Raw genomic sequence first — 19,887 nt, 5'->3', positions numbered from 1 at the left:
GCGTGGGAGTTGTCTGCTAGCACCGGCAAAACTGTGCTGCAGCCCGCAGAAACGTGGCTTGGCGCGCGATTGTGACGGTTAAAATAACTGCGCCGAATGCCCGGCATGGCCCCTCGAAAGGGGGGTAATCCGGCCAACTGACGTCCGGCAGCAGCCACCGGTAGCGTTTCGGGTGCCGTTGGCAACGGTTTACGCTAGAATGCACGGCCTCAAAGCACACCCCCTTCCCGAGGCTGTCCCGAAGATGTTGATCCTGCGCGGCGCTCCTGCCCTTTCTGCCTTTCGCCACAGCAAACTCCTTGAGCAACTGAGCCAGAAGGTTCCAGCTGTTACAGGCCTGTACGCTGAATTTGCTCACTTCGCCGACGTTACCGGCGTATTGACCGCCGACGAGCAGCAAGTGCTGGCACGCCTTCTGAAGTACGGCCCAAGCGTTCCGGTTCAAGAGCCTGACGGCCGCTTGTTCCTGGTTCTGCCGCGGTTCGGCACCATCTCGCCCTGGTCGAGCAAGGCCAGCGATATCGCCCGCAACTGCGGCCTGGAGAAAATCCAGCGCCTGGAGCGTGGTATCGCTTTCTACGTCGCCGGCCAGTTCAGCGATGCCGAAGCCGAGCTGATCGCCAGCAGCCTGCACGACCGCATGACCCAGATCATCGTCAGCCAGTTGGAACAGGCTGCCGGCCTGTTCAGCCACGCCGAGCCCAAGCCGCTGACCGCGATTGACGTGCTTGGCGGTGGTCGCGCCGCCCTCGAGAAGGCCAACACCGAGTTGGGCCTGGCCCTGGCCGAAGACGAGATCGACTACCTGGTCAACGCCTTCAACGGCTTGAAGCGCAATCCGCACGACATCGAACTGATGATGTTTGCCCAGGCCAACTCCGAGCACTGCCGTCACAAGATTTTCAACGCCAGTTGGGACATCGACGGCGAAAGCCAGGAAAAAAGCCTGTTCGGCATGATCAAGAACACCTACGTGATGCACAGCGAAGGCGTTCTGTCGGCTTATAAGGACAACGCTTCGGTGATCGTCGGCTCCGTCGCCGGCCGTTTTTTCCCGGACCCTGCAACCCGCCAGTACGGCGCGGTGCAGGAGCCGGTGCACATTCTGATGAAGGTTGAGACCCACAACCACCCGACCGCGATTGCCCCGTTCCCGGGCGCAGCCACCGGTTCCGGCGGCGAAATCCGTGACGAAGGCGCTACCGGCCGAGGCGCCAAGCCAAAGGCGGGCCTGACCGGTTTCACCGTATCCAACCTGCAGATCCCAGGCTTTGAACAGCCATGGGAAGTGCCGTACGGCAAGCCTGAGCGCATCGTCAACGCGCTGGACATCATGATCGAAGGCCCGCTGGGCGGCGCTGCGTTCAACAACGAATTCGGGCGTCCGGCGCTGACCGGTTACTTCCGTACCTTCGAACAATCCATCACCACCCCGCGTGGCGATGAAGTGCGCGGCTACCACAAGCCAATCATGTTGGCCGGCGGCATGGGCAACATCCGTGAAGAGCACGTCAAGAAAGGCGAGATCCTGGTCGGCTCCAAGCTGATCGTGCTCGGCGGCCCGGCGATGCTGATCGGCCTGGGCGGCGGCGCGGCTTCCTCCATGGCCACCGGCACCAGCTCGGCGGACCTGGACTTCGCTTCCGTACAGCGCGAAAACCCGGAGATGGAACGTCGCTGCCAGGAAGTCATCGACCGTTGCTGGCAGTTGGGTGACAAGAACCCGATCAGCTTCATCCACGACGTCGGCGCCGGTGGTTTGTCCAACGCCTTTCCGGAACTGGTCAACGATGGCGACCGTGGTGGCCGTTTCGAACTGCGCAACATTCCAAACGACGAGCCAGGCATGGCTCCGCACGAAATCTGGAGCAACGAATCCCAGGAGCGTTACGTTCTGGCGGTTGGTGCAGAAGACTTCGCGCGCTTCCAGGCCATCTGCGAACGCGAGCGCTGCCCATTCGCCGTGGTCGGCGAAGCCACTGCCGAGCCGCAACTGACTGTTACAGACAGCCACTTCGGTAACAGCCCGGTCGACATGCCGCTGGAAGTGCTGCTGGGCAAGGCCCCGCGCATGCACCGTTCAGCGGTACGTGAAGCCGAGCTGGGCGATGATTTCGACCCAAGCACGCTGGAACTGGCCGACAGCATCGAGCGCGTGCTGCACCACCCGGCCGTGGCGAGCAAAAGTTTCCTGATCACCATCGGCGACCGCACCATCACCGGCCTGGTGGCTCGTGACCAAATGGTCGGCCCGTGGCAGGTTCCAGTGGCTGACGTTGCCGTCACCGCCGCCAGCTTCGACGTCTACACCGGTGAAGCCATGGCCATGGGCGAGCGCACGCCGCTGGCCCTGCTCGACGCTCCGGCGTCGGGCCGCATGGCGATTGGTGAAACGCTCACCAACATCGCGGCTTCGCGCATCGGTAAATTGTCCGACATCAAACTGTCGGCAAACTGGATGTCCGCTGCCGGTCACCCGGGTGAAGACGCGCGTCTGTACGACACCGTCAAGGCAGTCGGCATGGAGCTGTGCCCGGAACTGGGCATCACCATTCCGGTGGGCAAGGACTCCATGTCCATGGCCACCCGTTGGAACGAAGACGGCGTCGACAAGACAGTCACCTCGCCGCTGTCGCTGATCGTCACCGGTTTCGCACCGGTCACCGACATCCGCCAGACCCTGACCCCGCAACTGCGCATGGACAAAGGCACCACCGATCTGATCCTGATCGACCTGGGCCGTGGCCAGAACCGCATGGGCGCGTCGATCCTGGCGCAGACTCATGGCAAGCTCGGCAAGCAGGCACCGGACGTCGATGACGCCGAAGACCTGAAAGCCTTCTTCGCCGTGATCCAGGGCCTGAATGCCGACGGCCACCTGCTGGCTTACCACGACCGTTCCGACGGTGGATTGCTGACCAGCGTTGTCGAGATGGCCTTCGCCGGTCACTGTGGCCTGAACATCGTGCTCGACAGCGTTGCCGAGGATGCTGCCGAGATCAACGGCATCCTGTTCAACGAAGAGTTGGGCGCGGTGATCCAGGTTCGCCAGGACGCTACCCCGGACGTGCTCGCCCAATTCAGCGCTGCTGGCCTGGACGACTGCGTGGCCGTGATCGGCCAGCCGATCAACAATGGCGAGATCAATATCTCGTTCAACGGCGACACCGTGTTTGCCGGTCAGCGTCGTTTGCTGCAACGCCAGTGGGCCGAGACCAGCTATCAGATCCAACGCCTGCGCGACAACGTTGAGTGCGCCGAGCAGGAATTCGACGTGATCCTGGAAGAAGACAACCCGGGCCTGAGCACCAAGCTCAGCTTCGACGTCAACCAGGACATTGCCGCGCCTTACATCAAGAAAGGCATTCGCCCACAAGTTGCCGTGCTGCGTGAGCAGGGCGTCAACGGCCAGGTGGAAATGGCGGCCGCGTTCGACCGCGCCGGCTTCAATGCGATCGACGTGCACATGAGCGACATCCTTGCCGGTCGCGTCGACCTCAACGAGTTCAAAGGCCTGGTGGCCTGCGGCGGTTTCTCCTACGGCGACGTGCTGGGTGCCGGTGAAGGCTGGGCCAAGTCAGCGCTGTTCAACAGCCGTGCCCGCGACGCGTTCCAAGGCTTCTTCGAGCGCAACGACAGCTTCACCCTGGGTGTGTGCAACGGTTGCCAGATGATGTCCAACCTCAGCGAACTGATCCCGGGCAGCGAGTTCTGGCCGCACTTTGTGCGTAACCGTTCCGAGCAGTTCGAAGCCCGTGTCGCCATGGTGCAGGTGCAGGAGTCCAACTCGATCTTCCTGCAAGGCATGGCCGGTTCGCGCATGCCAATCGCCATCGCCCACGGTGAAGGCCATGCCGAGTTCGAAAGCGAAGAAGCCTTGCTGGAAGCCGACCTGTCCGGCACCGTCGCCCTGCGTTTCGTCGACAACCACGGCAAGGTCACCGAGACCTACCCGGCCAACCCGAACGGCTCGCCGCGCGGGATTACCGGCCTCACCAGCCGCGACGGTCGCGTGACCATCATGATGCCGCACCCGGAGCGTGTATTCCGCGCCGTGCAGAATTCGTGGCGTCCGGAAGAGTGGAACGAAGACGGCGCCTGGATGCGCATGTTCCGCAACGCCCGTGTGTGGGTGAACTAAGACGGTGTACAAGCTCGCCTTCTTTGTGCCCGCAAGCCATGTGGAGACGGTGAAAACCGCCGTCTTCGCAGCCGGCGGTGGGCGCATCGGCAACTACGACAGCTGCGCCTGGCAAGTGCTGGGCCAGGGCCAATTCCGCGCGTTGGACGGCAGTCAGCCGTTTATTGGGCAGGTGGGTCAGGTTGAAGTAGTTGAGGAGTGGAAGGTTGAGCTGGTGGTGGCGGATGAATTGATCGTGGCTGTTGTGGCCGCGCTCAAACTTAGCCATCCGTATGAGACACCGGCGTATGAGGTGTGGCAGCTGGCGGATTTTTAACTCGCACGCTGCAAAAACAAGAAACCCGCTGGGCCAGTTTGGTCAGCGGGTTTTTTGTTGGCTGTGGGGCTAATCGCAGGCAAGCCCGCTCCCACATTCGACCGCGTTTATCCTGAAGGAATGCAGTCGAATGTGGGAGCGGGCTTGCTCGCGAAGGCGTTGGGACAGGCGCGTCAGATCTTTCCCACAAGCCTTTCAGGTTGTCCCTCGGAACCTGCCTCAATAGCCTTCTTCGGTCGCTGTCAGTTCAGTGATCGGGATTTGAACTCAAGGCCCGCCCTGCAACCGTGCATTCGGGTTTGATATTCAATAATGGAATTGCCAGATACCGTTGTTCCCAGCCTCAATACAAGTACCGCACTAGGGCAAGCCTTGGTTTCAATGTTCAAGTCCATCGAGGTGGAGTTGACGCTTGAGGGGGCAAGGCCTGGCGCCGTCAGGGTCATTGTCTTTGGCGGTTGTGCAGTTCATTTATATACACACCATCGTATTTCCACTGATGTAGATGCGGAGATTTATTGCGCGGATTTTCGAGACAAGCTGCGCCTTCAGACGCTATTAGCGGAGTTTCCTGAACAGTTTTTTGATGAGCAGTCTGGCCGTGTAATGGAGCTGAACTATGACCTCCAATACAACACTAGCTTTGGCCCGCTTCACGAAGACTACTGGGAACGAAGTTTTCCCCTGGAAGAGTTTCCTCTTGAGTCTGCACTGCATCTTCATATAGCTGCGCCCATCGACATTGCAATCTCAAAACTGGGCAGAGCCACTGATCAGGATATAGGCGACATAATGGCGTTGCTCAGGGCTGGCTTCATAGTGACCACTGAGCTCCGTCAGCTGGCATTGCAGGCGATTGATATGTATGTTGGCAACAAAGAGCCACCCAGATCTATTTTGACCAATATCTTGCACGATTATCTGGAGACTGCAGATGGCCAAGTCTTTTAACGGTCCCATCCTCTCGTCCGCCTTGGACACACTGGTCAAAAGCCCTTTGAATCAGGCTGATGACGACGCGCTGGTGAGTGCAGCGAAAGCGGTTTGGTACTCCGACGCCAACCTTGTGGGGGAAGTGAAGGACTTTCTGGATGGCCACTCCAGCGAATTGGAGCTTCGTCGCGCAGGCTATTTGCTAGAGCGCTTCACGCGGTTTTCTTGCGTGACGGATAGTCGGTTATTAGAGGCGTTGAAGGCGCTTGAGCTGTTTTCAGCATCTGCCTCCAAGCAAGACGTGAAACCACAGGGCGCTGTTGCATTGCGCAGTCGTCGTGATGAACTGGCAGTGTCTTGGGGGCTGAGTGAAGGGCTGGGTTTGAAGGCTCAGGCGTTGATGCCTTTCCAGACTCGCCATTACGAAGCGCAGCAGCGTGCAGCGTCTGCCTAGGTGTTGATTGCGACTGAAGAACCCGGCGAAGGCCGGGTTTTTGCTGTCTGCGATATCTTCAGCTCTCGGAGATTTCCCACAGGTCTTTCAGGTTGTCCCTCGGAACTCACCTCACTAACCTTTGCCAGTCGCTGCCAATTCAGTGACCGGGACTGCAAGCCCGCCGAAACCTCACCAGTGAGTTACAAGCGCCTTTATAATTGCGGCGCTTTTTCATGGTCGCCATTTATGGCGGCTGTGTGCGGGAGACCTTCGGGTCTACCGAGACTTGCTGGTGACTCTCGGTCTTGCAGGCCCGCACACAGCTGCCACCCATCATCTGCAAGTGATGCTGGTAGTCCTTACTTCACACCAGAGGTTTACCATGATCAAAGACAGCCCAAGCCCCCCGTCAGATTCCCAGCCCACCGACCAAATTTTCACCGTCCTAACCAACCTGAACACCGAAACCCTGCTCGCCAATGCTTCCCAAGACCTGGCATCAGTACAGGCACTGGCGGGTAATCTGGCTTTTGACGTCGACGGCCCGCAGCGAGATGCAGTGCTGGGGATTCATCGGATGGTGGAAGGTATCCAGTTGATGGTCGATCGGGTGTTGGACCTACAGGAAGTGCCGATCAGCAACTGACCACACCCACCCTGTGGCGAGGGAGCAAGCTCCCTCGCCACAGGGTGGTCAGGCGTTGATTGGGCGGGTAACCAACCGCTCCAACGCTTCACCCAATCCTGACGCATTTTCACCAATCAACAGGTGCCACACACCGCTTTCCAGCTGGCTCACACCCTGGCAGCCGAGTGCAGTAAGTTGAGCTTCGGACAATACAGAATCATCCCCCAACTCCACCCGTAACCGAGTCGTCGCCACCGCTTCCAACTGCCGCACATTCCCGCGACCACCCAACGCATTCAGCCATTTCTCGGCTTCCTGCACATTCACCGCCACCGGCTTATCCACAGGCGCAACCGCCACCGGCGCACTGGCGACAAACGAAGGCATGGCCAAGCGAATCTCATCGGCAATGCTGTCTGCCATCGGCCCGACCACCACCTGCAAACTGCCGCCGTTACCTGGCCGGACGACCGCCATGGCACCCAGGGCTTTCAGCTCCGCATCCATCGCTTTGTTGCGATCCACCATGTCCAACCGCAGGCGCGTGGTGCAGGCGCCGACGCTCAGCAGATTCTCCGCACCGCCCAGCGCCTGGATGTAAGCCGTGGCCCGCTGGTTATCACTCATCACCTCAGCCTGCACCACCTGGATATCTTCCCGCCCCGGCGTCTTCAGGTTAAAGCGACGAATGCAGTAGTTGAACACGCTGTAGTAGATCAGCGCATAGGCCAGGCCGACCGGGAACACCAGCCAGCCATTGGTGGACTTGCCCCAACCCAGCACCATGTCGATAAACCCACCGGAGAAGGTAAAGCCCAGGTGGATATTCAGCATATTGGTGACAGCCATCGACAGGCCGGTCAGCACGGCGTGGATCAGGTACAGGAACGGCGCGAGGAACATGAACGCGAACTCAATCGGCTCGGTCACCCCAGTCAGGAACGAGGTCAGCGCCATCGACAGGAAAATCCCGCCCATCACTTTACGGCGCTCCGGCAGCGCGTTGCGGTACATCGCCAGACACGCCGCAGGCAAGCCGAACAGCATCACCGGGAACATGCCTGTCATGAACTGGCCGCCTTTCGGGTCGCCGGCGAAGTAGCGGGTCAGGTCACCCGTCACAACCGCGCCAGTGGCGGGATCGGTAAAGCTGCCAAACACAAACCACGCCATGTTGTTGAGGATGTGGTGCAGGCCGGTGACGATCAGCAGGCGGTTGAACACGCCGAACACAAAGGCGCCCAGGCTGCCGCTTTCCATCAGCAGCACGCCGAAGCTGTTGATGCCGTGCTGGATCGGCGGCCAGATCAACCCAAAGATCACACCCAGACCGACTGCCGAGAACCCGGTGACAATCGGTACAAACCGGCGCCCACCAAAGAACGCCAGGTACTCCGGCAACTTGATGTCCTTGAATCGGTTATACAGCCCGCCCGCCATCAGGCCGCTGGCGATACCGGCGAGCATGCCCATGTTGATGGTTGTGTCCATCACCTTGAGCGTGGAGACCATCACCAGGTAACCAATCGCCCCGGCCAAACCGGCCGTGCCGTTGTTGTCGCGGGCGAAACCCACGGCGATGCCGATGGCGAAGATCAGCGCCAGGTTGGCGAAGATCGCCTGCCCGGCGTCGTGCATCACCGCGATGTTGAGCAAATCGGTGTCGCCCAGGCGTAGCAGCAGGCCGGCGATTGGCAGGATCGCGATCGGCAGCATGAGTGCACGGCCCAGGCGTTGCAGGCCTTCGATGACATGTTGGTACATAGCGAGTCTCCTTTTTTCTTGTTGTTGTCAGCTCAGCGGCCAGTGGTGTTGACAGGCGTGGCGAACGGCTTTGGCGCTGCTCAGGTCGAGCAGGCCTTGGCTCAATTGCCGGCATTGCGCCGCGTCCAGGCGACGGACACGGTCCTTGATTTCTCCGATCTGCGGCGGGCTCACCGACAGCTCGCTGACGCCCAGGCCGACCAGCACCGGCGTGGCGAGCGGGTCGGAGGCGAGGGCGCCGCAGACGCCGACCCAACGTCCATGTTTTAAAGCCCCGGCGCAGGTTTGGGCGATCAGCCGCAGCAGGGCCGGGTGCAAGGCGTCGACCCGTGCGGCGAGGCCGGCGTGGTCTCGGTCCATGGCCAGGGTGTATTGGGACAGGTCATTGGTGCCGATAGACAGGAAGTCCGCGTGCTTGGCCAACTGCTCGGCCATCAGCGCGGCGGCGGGCACTTCGATCATTACGCCCAGCTCTGGGCGTTGCGTCAGTTCCAGCTCAATGCACAGCTCATCCAGACGTTGGCGGATCTGCAGCAACTCATCCACTTCGCTGACCATCGGCAGCAGGATGCGGCAGCGCGCCAGCGGGCTTACTTGAAGCAGGGCACGCAGTTGCTGGTCGAGCACTTCCGGGCGCACTTGGGCCATGCGAATACCGCGCAGGCCCAGCACCGGATTGGCTTCGACCGGCAGCGGCAGGTAGTCGAGCTGCTTGTCGCCGCCCACGTCGATGGTGCGGATGATCACGGATTTATCGCCCATGGCATCCAGCACGGCTTGATAGGCGTGGCGTTGTTCCTGTTCATCCGGCGCGGTACGGCGGTCGACGAAGAGAAACTCGGTGCGCAGCAGGCCAACACCATCGGCGCCATTTTCAAACGCCACCTGGGCTTCGGCACTGGACGCGACATTGGCGGCGACTTCGATGGTCACTCCATCGGTGGTGCGTGCCGGCTGTTGGGCCTGGGCCTGCTGCTGCTGGCGACGCAGTTTCTGCGCGTCGCGAATCTGGTGCACTTCGGCGTGGCGTGCGTCGCTGGGTTCCAGTTCCAGACGGCCGTTGGCGGCGTCGAGTACCACGCGTTGACCCTGGGGCACATCAAGTACGTCCGCGCCCAAGGCCACTACGCAGGGCAAGCCTTTGCCGCGGGCCAGGATCGCCACGTGAGAGGTGGCGCCGCCTTCGGCCATGCAAATGCCGACGGCTTGTTGCGCACTCAGTTGCAGCAAGTCAGACGGGGTCAGTTCATGGGCGCTGACAATCGATCCGGCGGGCAATTCGAAATGCCAGGCTTCACCCAGCAACGCGCGCAATACCCGTTGTTGCAAGTCCCGCAGGTCGTTGGCGCGCTCGGCAAACAGCGGTTTGCCCAGGGCCAGCAATACCGCGCATTGCGCCTGGATTGCATCGCGCCAGGCGTGGGTGGCTGCGCTGCCTTGTTCAATTGAACCGGCCGCGGCTTCCAGCAGATTCGGGTCTTCCAGCAGCGCGAGGTGGGCGGCGAAGATGTCCTCTTCATCAACGTTCTTGCGCTGGCGGGCATGATCCAGAGTGATGCGAATTTCGCTGCGCACCTGCTCCAGGGCCGTGTCGAGGTGTTGCAGTTGCTCATCGGCAGTGTGGTTGCCGGTGTCTGCCGGCAGTTCGATACCGGTCAGGCGGAACAGCGGCCCGCATACGAGACCCGGCGCGGCACACACGCCTTGTAACACGCCGGCTTCGGTATTTGCCCTGCGTGGGGTGGCAACGATGGGGGCGTGGTGTTCTTCTTTGATGGCAGCTGACAATGCTGCGACCAAGGCCTGCAAAGCGGCTTCGGCGTCTTTGCCGCGACAGCTCACACGCACTTCATCACCTTCACCAATACCCAAGCCCATTAAGCCAATCAGGCTGTCACATGACGCGGACTTATCGCCGAAGTGCAACTGCGCCTGGCTGCTGAAACCTTGTGCGGTCTTACGAATCAACGCCGCCGGGCGCGCGTGCAAACCTCCACGATGGGTGATGCGCACGCTGGCGCTGACTTCAGCGTTCGAGTTATCCACAGCGGTTTGAGCCACTGCCGCCGAACGCGCCACGACCTGCAACAACGGCTCACCGACCTTCACCGTTTGCCCGGCCACCGCACGCAATTCAAAGCGCTCGCCATTGGTCAGGATGATCAGACTGACCAGGCTCTTGCACTGGCGCGCAATGCGGTCAAGATCAAACTGCACCAACGCCTGGCCCTTGCTCACCTTCGCGCCTTCCTTCACCAGCAAGGCAAAGCCTTCGCCGTTCAGTTCCACCGTGTCGATGCCCACATGCATCAACACCTCGGCGCCGTTCTCGGCGCGAATCGTCAGGGCGTGCCCGGTACGCGCGACATGGATGATCACGCCGTCACACGGCGCATACAGGCAATCGTTCAGGGGGTCGATGGCAATACCATCGCCCATGGCGCCGCTGGCAAACACTTCGTCGGGAACGTTGCCCAGGGTCAGCACGGGTCCGCTTAACGGAGCGCTGAGGGTCAATTCATTATTGTTGTAGGACATGGGCACGGTACTCATCAGGAAACGCGACTCAGTGAGTGCGGGTAACTTTGCTCAGGTGACGCGGCTGGTCCGGGTCCATGCCACGGGCTTGCGCCAAACCTGCCGCCATTACGTAGAAACTCTGGATCGCCAGGATCGGGTCCAGGGTCGGGTGTTCGGCACGGCTCAGGGTCAGGTCGCGTTCGGCGATATCGTCCGGCGCGGCCAGCAATACACGGGCGCCGCGTTGGCGCATATCGGCGGCCAGGCTCAACAGGCCGGCTTGCTCGGCGCCGCGCGGGGCGAATACCAGTAGCGGGTAGTTGTCGCCGATCAGGGCCATCGGGCCGTGACGCACTTCGGCGCTGCTGAAGGCTTCGGCCTGGATCGCCGAGGTTTCCTTGAGCTTGAGCGCCGCTTCCTGGGCGATGGCGAAACCGGCGCCGCGACCGATAACCATCAGTTGCTGGCAGTCGCGCAGGGCGTCGATGGCAACCGTCCAATCTTGCTTGGCGGCGGCACGCAGGTCATCGGGCAGGGCGCGGCAGGCTTGCAGCAACTCGGTTTCCTGATTCCAGTGGCCGATCAACTGCGCGCTGGCGCTGAGGGTGGCGATAAAGCTTTTGGTCGCGGCCACGCTGTGTTCCGGCCCAGCGCACAGCGGCACATGGAATTCGCAGGCGGCTTCCAGCGGCGAGTCTTCTGCGTTGACCAGCGAAATGCTCAGGGCACCGCGTTTGCGCAGCAGGCGCAGACTGTTGACCAGGTCCGGGCTCTGGCCCGATTGGGAGAAGCCAAACGCCACTTGGCCGCTGACTTTCATCGGGGCCTGCAACAAGGTCACCACCGACATCGGCAACGACGCTACTGGAATGCCGACGTGCTGCATGGCCAGGTAGGCGAAATAACTGGCGGCATGGTCCGAGCTGCCACGGGCGATGGTCATCGCCACCTGCGGCGGCTGGCGACGCAGGCGGCCGGCGATTTCTTCCAGCAGCGGGTCCAGGCGTTGCAGCTGGGCGGCAACGGCGTCGCAGGAGGCCAGGGCCTCTTCAAGCATTTTTGAAGTCAATGGTTTCTCCTTCGACCATTACGTCGGTGAGTGTCAGGGAACGGTCCAGGCGTACGCAGTCGGCAAAGCTGCCGGGTTGCAGGCGGCCGCGTTCTTCCAGGCCCAGGTAGTCCGCAGGAAATTGCGACAGGCGTTGTGAGGCTTCGCTGATGGGCAGGCCGATCTTCACCAGGTTGCGCAGCGCCTGGTCCATAGTCAGCGTGCTGCCGGCCAGGGTGCCGTCGGCCAGGCGCACGCCGCCCAGGCATTTGGTCACGGTGTGGCTGCCCAGCTTGTACTCGCCATCGGGCATGCCGGCGGCGGCAGTGGAGTCGGTGACGCAGTACAGGCACGGGATCGAGCGCAGGGCCACACGCATGGCGCCGGGGTGAACGTGGAGCAGGTCCGGGATCAATTCAGCGTACTGGGCGTGGGCCAATGCCGCACCGACGATACCCGGCTCGCGGTGATGCAACGGGCTCATCGCGTTGTACAAATGGGTAAAGCTGGTGGCCCCGGCGGCGAGGGCGGCGACGCCTTCTTCGTAGCTGCCCAGGGTGTGGCCGATCTGCATGCGCACGCCGCGCTCGCTGAGGGCACGGATCAGGCCGTCATGCCCGGCGATCTCCGGCGCGATGGTGATCACCCGGATCGGCGCGAGGCGTAGGTAGGCTTCCACTTCGGCCATCAACGCGGTGTGGGCGAAGTTGGGTTGCGCGCCGAGTTTTCCTGGATTGATGTAAGGCCCTTCCAGGTGTACGCCGAGGACACGAGCGCAGCCGGTAGGGCGCCGCTCGCAGAAGGTGCCGAGCTGGCCGAGCACGCGGGAGATTTCCTCGACCGGCGCCGTCATGGTGGTGGCCAGCAATGACGTGGTACCAAACCGCACGTGGGTGCGGGTGATGGTCTCGAAGGCATCGCTGCCTTCCATGATGTCCGCGCCGCCACCGCCGTGCACATGCAGGTCGATAAAGCCCGGCAGCAGGTAGGGCAAATCGTTTTCAGCCGGATCGCAGGGCTTGCCTTCGATGGCGACGACCTTGCCGTGCGCGTGCACCAGGCGGCCGCAAATCCAGCCGCTGGGCGTGAGGATGTTGTCTTCGGACATGGGCAGTTCTCTAAATTCGCAGTTCAGCGGAATAGTCGTGGCGACGCAGTTCTGCGACGAAGTCGTAGTAGTCGTTGCGGCAGTAGGTGTCGGTGATTTCGATCGGCGTGTTATCGGCGGTGTAGCCAACCCGCGTCATCAGCAGCATGGCGGTGCCGGGGGCGATGCCGACCAGCCTGGCGAACTCGTCCGAGGCGTTGATCGCCTGCACATGCTGCAAGGCGCGGACGATGGGCTTGCCGATGCTTTCAAAGTATTCGTACAACGAACTGCCCAGGGCTTGCGGCTGCGGCAGCACCGAGGCGGGGACAACCGTCATTTCGATCGCCATCACGGTGTCATCGGCTTTGCGCAGGCGCTTGAGCCGCGCCACTTTGTCGCTGGTCGACAGGCACAGGCGGATCAGTTCTTCATGGGTTGGCGGGGTGATGTCGCGTTCCAGCCACTGCGAGCTGGGCACAAAGCCTTTGAGGCGCAGCATCTCGCTGAAACCCGACAGGCGCGACAGCGGTTGTTCCAGGCGCGGCGTGATAAAGGTGCCGGAACCCTGGCTGCGGCGGATCAGGCCTTGGTCGAACAGCACTTCAAGGGCTTTGCGGGCGGTGACCCGGGAAATGCTCAGTTGCTCACTGAGTGCCCGTTCCGATGGCAGCGCCTGTTCGGACGTCCACTGGCCGGCATGGATCGCCGCTTCCAGCTTGCGCGCCAATTGCAGGTACAGCGGCGTGGATTGTTTGTCGTCGGGGCGCAGGCCCAGGATGGGATTCATCGTTAAGGTTTCCGATGCGGTTATTGGAGTGTTGTCGCCCGGTATTGGCCGGAAATTAATACCACTTAAATACCATGTCAATGCAGCCAAACCGGTGAAAATAGTGGGTTCAGGGCCCTGTAATGGAAGTCGGTATCAAGTGGTATTAGAGAGGTCTTTACCGCGCACAGAACTGTGCAGCCCGTGGGGGTGAACTGGTATTCACCGATGGTCGCGGGGCAGGGCAGGAAATATTTTTGAATTATTTTACGAACGGTACGAGATTACGGACGAATCTCGATGAGAGTGCCGTCTTTGACCAGGTTCCACACTTCACGCATATCCACATTGCGCATGCCGATGCAGCCGTCGGTCCAGTCCAGGGTGTGAAACCACTGTTCCGGGTAATCCTCGGTGTCGGGGGTGCCGTGGATCATGATCATACTGCCGGGCTTCACGCCTTCGCGGCGGGCACGGGCCGCGTCGCTGATATTCGGATAGGAAATGTGCATGGCCAGGTTGAAGCGGTCGCTGGTCTTGCGCCAGTCGATCCAGTAAAGGCCCTCTGGCGTGCGGCGGTCGCCCTCGATCAGCTTGTGGCCCTTGGGGTTCTTGCCCAGGGAAATGCGGTAGGTCTTGAACGGCTTGCCGTCATTGATCAGCTGCAACTGGTGGGCGGACTTGAGCACCAGCACTTTTTCGACTGTTTTACCGCCCAGGGTTTGCACCGTGGCCGCTGGCGCCAGTGTGGCGAATGATAGACAGAGCAAAGCAAGCACCCAACGCATCAAAGACGATATTCCTAGTGTCATGGCGCGGGCTTGCCCATGGGCGGCACGGCCTCGCTGCGTACCCGGAACGATTGTTGCCGACGGTCAGCGAAAAAATATTCCAGGGTACGCCCGACCGTGCGGAAAGCCAGCTCGGACCACGGGATGTCAACTTCGTCGAACAACTGCACTTCCAGGCTTTCGGGACCGGCGGCGAAGTCCTGGTCGAGCAGGTCGGCGCGGTAGAAGATATGCACCTGGTTGATGTGCGGTACGTCGATCAGGGTGTAGATGTTCAGGTTGTGCACGCGGGCGCAGGCTTCTTCCAGGGTTTCGCGCATCGCGGCCTGTTCAACTGTCTCGCCGTTTTCCATGAAGCCGGCGGGCAAGGTCCAGTAACCCAGGCGCGGTTCGATGGCGCGGCGGCACAGCAGCACTTTATCGCCCCATACCGGCACGGTGCCGGCGACGATATTGGGGTTCTGGTAGTGGATGGTCGAGCAGTGATCACACACAAAACGCAGGCGGCCGTCGCCTTCGGGGATGCGTTGGGTAACCGGTTTACCGCACTGGCTGCAGAAATTCATGCTGGGGTTCCTGGAAAGTGCGTCTATCTTGGCGTGACCGGCAGGGCGCTGCAACAAGTTGTCGTTTAGCGACACCGCGCGGGTTTGGGGTTGGGTGCCCGCGTGCTTTGGTGCATGATGCAAGGTAGCCAACAGACCGAGATGACTCATGCTGGACGAGCTACTTCGCCGGGTAAGCAATCACACCCCCCACACGCTGGAAACCGACGGGCGTTTCCCCGAGGCCGCGGTGTTGGTGCCAATTACCCGCAGTGACGAACCTGAGCTGATCCTGACCCTGCGCGCCAGTGGCCTGTCGACCCATGGTGGCGAAGTGGCCTTTCCCGGCGGGCGCCGCGACCCCGAAGACCCTGACCTGATTTTCACCGCGTTGCGCGAGGCTGAAGAAGAAATTGGCCTGCCACCCGGCCTGGTGGAAGTTATCGGCCCGCTGAGCCCCTTGATCTCCCTGCACGGCATTCGGGTTACGCCGTATGTCGGCGTCATCCCGGATTACGTCGAATACCTGGCCAACGATGCCGAGATCGCCGCGGTCTTCAGCGTGCCTTTGGACTTCTTCCGACAGGACCCGCGCGAACATACCCACCGGATCGACTACCAGGGCCGCAGTTGGTACGTGCCCAGCTATCGGTTCGGCGAATACAAGATCTGGGGGCTGACGGCAATCATGATCGTCGAATTGATCAACCTGCTCTATGACGACGCGAAGATCAGCCTGCACCAACCCCCCAAGAGTTTCATCAATATCTAAAAAGCCATCGCTTGAATGGCATGCCGTGAGGAATATCCATGAAATACCGCCTGGGCGACGCCCGCGTCGAGACTCATCCACACAGCTGGGTGGCGCCAAATGCCACGCTGGTGGGCAAGGTCAAGCTGGAGGAGGGCGCCAACGTCTGGTTCAACGCGGTGTTGCGTGGAGACAACGAACTGATCCTGATCGGCAAGAACAGCAACGTGCAGGACGGCAGCGTGATGCACACCGACATGGGTTACCCGCTGACCCTGGGCACGGGCGTGACCATCGGCCATAACGCCATGTTGCATGGTTGCACGGTGGATGATTACAGCCTGATCGGCATCAATGCGGTGATCCTCAACGGCGCCAAGATCGGCAAGCACTGCATCATCGGCGCCAATTCGCTGATCGGTGAAGGCAAGGAAATCCCCGATGGCTCGCTGGTGATGGGTTCGCCGGGCAAGGTGGTGCGGGAGTTGACCGACGCACAGAAACGCATGCTTGAAGCCAGCGCCGCGCACTATGTGCATAACTCGCAGCGTTACGCGCGTGATCTGGTTGAGCAGGAAGAATGAACCCGGTTGAACGTCCTGTTGCCTCGCCGTGCGTGAGCATTTGCGCGCTGGACGATGACGATATTTGCACCGGCTGCCAGCGTACGGTGGATGAGATTACTCGCTGGAGCCGGATGGATAACACCGAGCGCCGGATGGTGTTGAGGTTGTGCCATGAGCGGGCAGTGGCGAGTGGGTTGGTGTGGATGATTCCGGGTGAATCCGGCGGCTGATAGACTGCTTTCGCGAGCAATCCCGCTCCCACATTCGACCGCATTCTTACAGGATAAACGCGATCAAATGTGGGAGCGGGCTTGCTCGCGAAGGGGCCCTCCCAGACGACATATTTCCCAATGTGAAGTACCCTGTGCCCCTTGTTCACAGGCCCACTTTCCCATGCTCTTCCTGATCGCCTACATCAGCAGCGTCGTGCTGATCAACTTCGCCTTCTCCACCGCCCCGCACCTGGATGTCATCTGGTCCGCCTGGGGTGGCCTGGTCTTCATCCTGCGCGACATGGTGCAAACCCGCTTCGGCCACGGTGCAATCATTGCCATGCTGGCCGCGCTGGTACTGTCGTATGTCACGTCCGACCCGGCCATCGCCCTGGCAAGTGCCACGGCGTTCGCGGTGTCGGAGTGCATTGACTGGCTGGTGTTCAGCATCACCAAGCGCCCTCTGCACGATCGCCTGTGGATAAGTTCGGCGCTGAGCATTCCCCTCGACACCTTTATCTTCTTCGGCCTGATCGGCGCGCTCACCCCGGCCGTGGCGGGCACCGCGCTGGTGTCGAAATTCGCCGGGGTCACGGTGGTGTGGCTGATCATGGCCTGGCGCATCCGCAAGCGGGCCGTCGCCAACTGAGGCCAATTCGTGCAGTTCATGTAAAATGCCGGCCTTTCTCCCAATGATCCGCTCCCCTGAGGACCTGAGATGACCCGAATCGGAACTCCATTGTCGCCAACCGCGACCCGCGTTTTGCTGTGTGGCTGCGGTGAACTGGGCAAGGAAGTGGTAATCGAACTGCAACGCCTGGGCGTTGAAGTGATTGCCGTGGATCGCTATGCCAACGCGCCGGCCATGCAGGTGGCGCACCGTAGTCACGTGATCAACATGCTCGACGGCGCTGCCCTGCGTGCGGTGATCGAGGCCGAGAAACCGCACTTCATCGTGCCTGAAATCGAAGCCATCGCCACCGCCACCCTGGTGGAACTGGAAGCCGAAGGCTTCACCGTGATCCCGACCGCGCGCGCCACCTCGCTGACCATGAACCGCGAAGGCATCCGCCGCCTGGCTGCCGAAGAGCTGGACCTGCCGACCTCGCCGTACCACTTCGCCGATACCTTCGAGGACTACCGCAAGGCCGTGCAAGACCTGGGTTTCCCATGCGTGGTCAAGCCGGTGATGAGTTCGTCGGGCAAGGGCCAGAGCCTGCTGCGCAGTGTCGATGACGTGCAGAAGGCCTGGGACTACGCCCAGGAAGGTGGCCGTGCCGGTAAAGGCCGCGTGATCATCGAAGGCTTTATCGACTTCGACTACGAAATCACTCTGCTGACCGTGCGTCACATCGGCGGCACCACTTTCTGCGCACCGGTCGGTCACCGTCAGGAGAAGGGCGACTACCAGGAATCCTGGCAGCCGCAGGCCATGAGCCCGATTGCCCTGGCCGAATCCGAGCGCGTTGCCAAGGCGGTGACCGAGGCCCTGGGTGGCCGTGGCCTGTTTGGCGTGGAGTTGTTCATCAAGGGGGATCAGGTGTGGTTCAGCGAAGTCTCGCCGCGTCCCCATGACACCGGTTTGGTGACCTTGATTTCCCAGGACCTGTCGCAGTTCGCCTTGCACGCTCGCGCCATTCTGGGCCTGCCGATCCCGTTGATCCGTCAGTTCGGGCCTTCGGCTTCGGCGGTGATTCTGGTGGAAGGCCAGTCGACCCAGACCGCGTTCGCCAACCTGGGCGCCGCGTTGAGCGAGCCGGATACGGCGTTGCGTCTGTTTGGCAAGCCGGAAGTGAATGGCCAGCGCCGCATGGGCGTGGCGCTGGCGCGGGATGAGTCGATTGAAGCGGCCCGGGCGAAGGCTACTCGTGCTTCCAAAGCCGTTGTAGTCGAGCTGTAATCGAGGCGTGCCTTTCGCCAGCAAGCCCGCTCCCACATTCGACCGCGCTCCTATTGGATAAATGCGGTCAACTGTGGGAGCGGGCTTGCTCGCGAAGGCGGTCTATCAGGCGACCTTGTTCAAATCGTTATCCCGCGTCTCTTTCAGGCACAGCACAGCAATCAAGCTGAGCAATGCTGCCGCCGACACATACCCGCCGACATAACTCAACCCACCCATCGCCACCAGCTTGGTCGCGAAAAACGGTGCGGCCGACGCGCCCACAATGCCGCCCAGGTTATACGCCGCCGAAGCGCCGGTATAACGTACGCGGGTTGGGAACAGTTCCGGCAACAGCGCGCCCATCGGTGCGAACGTAACGCCCATCAGGAACAGCTCCAGCGCCAGGAATAGCGCCACGGCCCAGGTCGAACCGTGGGTCAGCAGCGGCTCCATGGTGAAGCCCGACAGGATCGCCAGGATCGCGCCGACAATCAGCACCGGCTTGCGTCCGTAACGATCACTGGCCAGCGCTGCCAATGGCGTCGCAAGTCCCATGAACAGCACCGCAAAGCACAGCAGACCGAGGAAGGTCTCGCGGCTGTAGCCCAGGGTTGAAACGCCATAACTCAGGGAAAACGCGGTGGTGATGTAGAACAGCGCATAACACACCACCATCGACGCAGCGCCCAGCAATACCGGCAGCCAATGCTGGCTGAACAATTCCACCAGCGGCACCTTGACCGGGGCTTCCTTGGCGACGGCGTTGGCGAACACCGGCGTCTCGTGCAGCTTCAGGCGCGCATACAGGCCGACCATCACCAGTGCGGCGCTGAGGATGAACGGAATACGCCAGCCCCAGCTGCGGAATTGTTCGTCGCTCAGGCTCATGGCCAGGATCAGGAACAAGCCGTTGGCTGCCAGGAAGCCGATCGAAGGACCCAACTGAGGGAACATGCCGAACCAGGCGCGTTTACTCTTGGGCGCATTCTCGGTCGCCAGCAGCGCCGCGCCGCCCCATTCACCGCCAAGGCCCAGACCCTGGCCGAAGCGCAGCACACACAACAGGATCGGCGCCCAGGCCCCGATGCTGTCATAGCCGGGCAGCAAGCCAATCAGCGTGGTACACACGCCCATCAGTAGCAGCGAAGCCACCAGTGTGGATTTGCGCCCGATGCGGTCGCCAAAGTGGCCGAACAGTGCCGAGCCCAGCGGGCGGGCGATGAAGGCGATCCCGAAGGTCAGGAACGAGGCCAGCATCTGCGCGGTACCGGAGGTCTGCGGGAAGAACACCGGACCGATCACCAGCGCAGCGGCCGTGGCGTAGATATAGAAGTCGTAGAACTCGATGGCGGTGCCGACAATGCTTGCCGTGGCGACCCGTGCGGTCGAGTTGGTCGGGGCGGCGGGCGCGGCCTCGTTGTAGGTGGTGCTCATGGTGGTGTCCCTGATGGTCATTGCGCGTTTGGACGCGGATTATTATTGGTCGAACACCCATGGA

18 protein-coding genes are annotated in these 19,887 nt (G+C 61.4%); 10 read left to right on the top strand and 8 right to left on the bottom strand.

What is annotated here, in order from left to right; all coding sequences use genetic code 11:
- The first annotated feature begins 244 nt into the window (after positions 1-244).
- From purL to LVW35_RS23445, 5 genes are all read left to right on the top strand, one after another.
- Positions 245-4,141: a phosphoribosylformylglycinamidine synthase gene (gene purL / locus LVW35_RS23465; protein WP_233892239.1), complete on the top strand. Its 3,897-nt coding sequence runs from the start codon at positions 245-247 to the stop codon at positions 4,139-4,141.
- 4 nt (positions 4,142-4,145) lie between these two features.
- The gene (locus tag LVW35_RS23460) at positions 4,146-4,457 is read left to right on the top strand and encodes an NGG1p interacting factor NIF3 (protein WP_106578295.1); all 312 of its coding nucleotides are present in this window, start codon (positions 4,146-4,148) and stop codon (positions 4,455-4,457) included.
- A 312-nt stretch (positions 4,458-4,769) separates the two neighbouring features.
- Complete coding sequence (locus LVW35_RS23455; protein ID WP_233892238.1) at positions 4,770-5,408, top strand: DUF6036 family nucleotidyltransferase; 639 nt, start codon at positions 4,770-4,772, stop codon at positions 5,406-5,408.
- Entirely contained in the window at positions 5,392-5,844 is a 453-nt protein-coding gene (locus tag LVW35_RS23450; protein ID WP_233892237.1) for a hypothetical protein, read from the top strand. The genes LVW35_RS23455 and LVW35_RS23450 overlap by 17 nt, the downstream gene beginning before the upstream one ends.
- Before the next feature lie 364 nt (positions 5,845-6,208).
- Positions 6,209-6,472: a DUF6124 family protein gene (locus tag LVW35_RS23445; RefSeq protein ID WP_233892236.1), complete on the top strand. Its 264-nt coding sequence runs from the start codon at positions 6,209-6,211 to the stop codon at positions 6,470-6,472.
- Positions 6,473-6,520: 48 nt separating this feature from the next.
- On the opposite strand, the gene nagE is transcribed toward LVW35_RS23445, so the two are convergent.
- From nagE to LVW35_RS23410, 7 genes are all read right to left on the bottom strand, one after another.
- Positions 6,521-8,218 carry an N-acetylglucosamine-specific PTS transporter subunit IIBC gene (gene nagE / locus LVW35_RS23440; RefSeq protein ID WP_233892235.1) on the bottom strand — a complete coding sequence of 566 codons (1,698 nt, stop codon included), beginning with the start codon at positions 8,216-8,218 and terminating at the stop codon, positions 6,521-6,523.
- A gap of 27 nt (positions 8,219-8,245) precedes the next feature.
- Complete coding sequence (gene ptsP / locus LVW35_RS23435; protein ID WP_233892234.1) at positions 8,246-10,756, bottom strand: phosphoenolpyruvate--protein phosphotransferase; 2,511 nt, start codon at positions 10,754-10,756, stop codon at positions 8,246-8,248.
- 28 nt (positions 10,757-10,784) lie between these two features.
- Positions 10,785-11,807 (bottom strand): SIS domain-containing protein, encoded by a 1,023-nt coding sequence (locus LVW35_RS23430; RefSeq protein ID WP_233892233.1) that lies wholly within the window; start codon positions 11,805-11,807, stop codon positions 10,785-10,787.
- Entirely contained in the window at positions 11,788-12,894 is a 1,107-nt protein-coding gene (gene nagA / locus LVW35_RS23425; RefSeq protein WP_233892232.1) for an N-acetylglucosamine-6-phosphate deacetylase, read from the bottom strand. Before nagA ends, LVW35_RS23430 begins: the two co-directional genes overlap by 20 nt.
- A 10-nt stretch (positions 12,895-12,904) precedes the next feature.
- Positions 12,905-13,663, bottom strand: a complete 759-nt coding sequence (locus LVW35_RS23420) for a GntR family transcriptional regulator (protein ID WP_010207963.1) — start codon at positions 13,661-13,663, stop codon at positions 12,905-12,907.
- Positions 13,664-13,926: 263 nt separating this feature from the next.
- Positions 13,927-14,430 carry a L,D-transpeptidase family protein gene (locus LVW35_RS23415; RefSeq protein WP_233892231.1) on the bottom strand — a complete coding sequence of 168 codons (504 nt, stop codon included), beginning with the start codon at positions 14,428-14,430 and terminating at the stop codon, positions 13,927-13,929.
- Between the two features lie 20 nt (positions 14,431-14,450).
- On the bottom strand, positions 14,451-14,999 hold the full coding sequence (locus tag LVW35_RS23410; protein ID WP_233892230.1) for an NUDIX hydrolase: 549 nt from the start codon (positions 14,997-14,999) through the stop codon (positions 14,451-14,453).
- A gap of 148 nt (positions 15,000-15,147) precedes the next feature.
- On the opposite strand from LVW35_RS23410, the gene LVW35_RS23405 reads away from it, so the two are divergent.
- From LVW35_RS23405 to purT, 5 genes are all read left to right on the top strand, one after another.
- A complete protein-coding gene (locus tag LVW35_RS23405; RefSeq protein WP_016971944.1) occupies positions 15,148-15,750 on the top strand; it encodes a CoA pyrophosphatase in 603 nt (200 codons plus the stop codon).
- A 38-nt stretch (positions 15,751-15,788) separates the two neighbouring features.
- On the top strand, positions 15,789-16,313 hold the full coding sequence (locus LVW35_RS23400; RefSeq protein WP_028617818.1) for a gamma carbonic anhydrase family protein: 525 nt from the start codon (positions 15,789-15,791) through the stop codon (positions 16,311-16,313).
- Positions 16,310-16,525 carry a DUF1289 domain-containing protein gene (locus LVW35_RS23395; protein ID WP_233892229.1) on the top strand — a complete coding sequence of 72 codons (216 nt, stop codon included), beginning with the start codon at positions 16,310-16,312 and terminating at the stop codon, positions 16,523-16,525. Before LVW35_RS23400 ends, LVW35_RS23395 begins: the two co-directional genes overlap by 4 nt.
- Before the next feature lie 163 nt (positions 16,526-16,688).
- The gene (locus LVW35_RS23390; RefSeq protein ID WP_015885703.1) at positions 16,689-17,156 is read left to right on the top strand and encodes a VUT family protein; all 468 of its coding nucleotides are present in this window, start codon (positions 16,689-16,691) and stop codon (positions 17,154-17,156) included.
- A gap of 69 nt (positions 17,157-17,225) precedes the next feature.
- Entirely contained in the window at positions 17,226-18,407 is a 1,182-nt protein-coding gene (gene purT / locus LVW35_RS23385; RefSeq protein WP_233892228.1) for a formate-dependent phosphoribosylglycinamide formyltransferase, read from the top strand.
- Between the two features lie 105 nt (positions 18,408-18,512).
- Here purT and LVW35_RS23380 read toward each other — a convergent pair whose 3' ends face one another.
- Positions 18,513-19,823 (bottom strand): MFS transporter, encoded by a 1,311-nt coding sequence (locus tag LVW35_RS23380; protein ID WP_233892227.1) that lies wholly within the window; start codon positions 19,821-19,823, stop codon positions 18,513-18,515.
- Between the last annotated feature and the right edge of the window lie 64 nt (positions 19,824-19,887).

It is taken from the genome of Pseudomonas sp. HN11 (assembly GCF_021390155.1).
GTDB lineage: Bacteria > Pseudomonadota > Gammaproteobacteria > Pseudomonadales > Pseudomonadaceae > Aquipseudomonas.
This window is presented reverse-complemented; position numbering and strand designations above follow the sequence as displayed.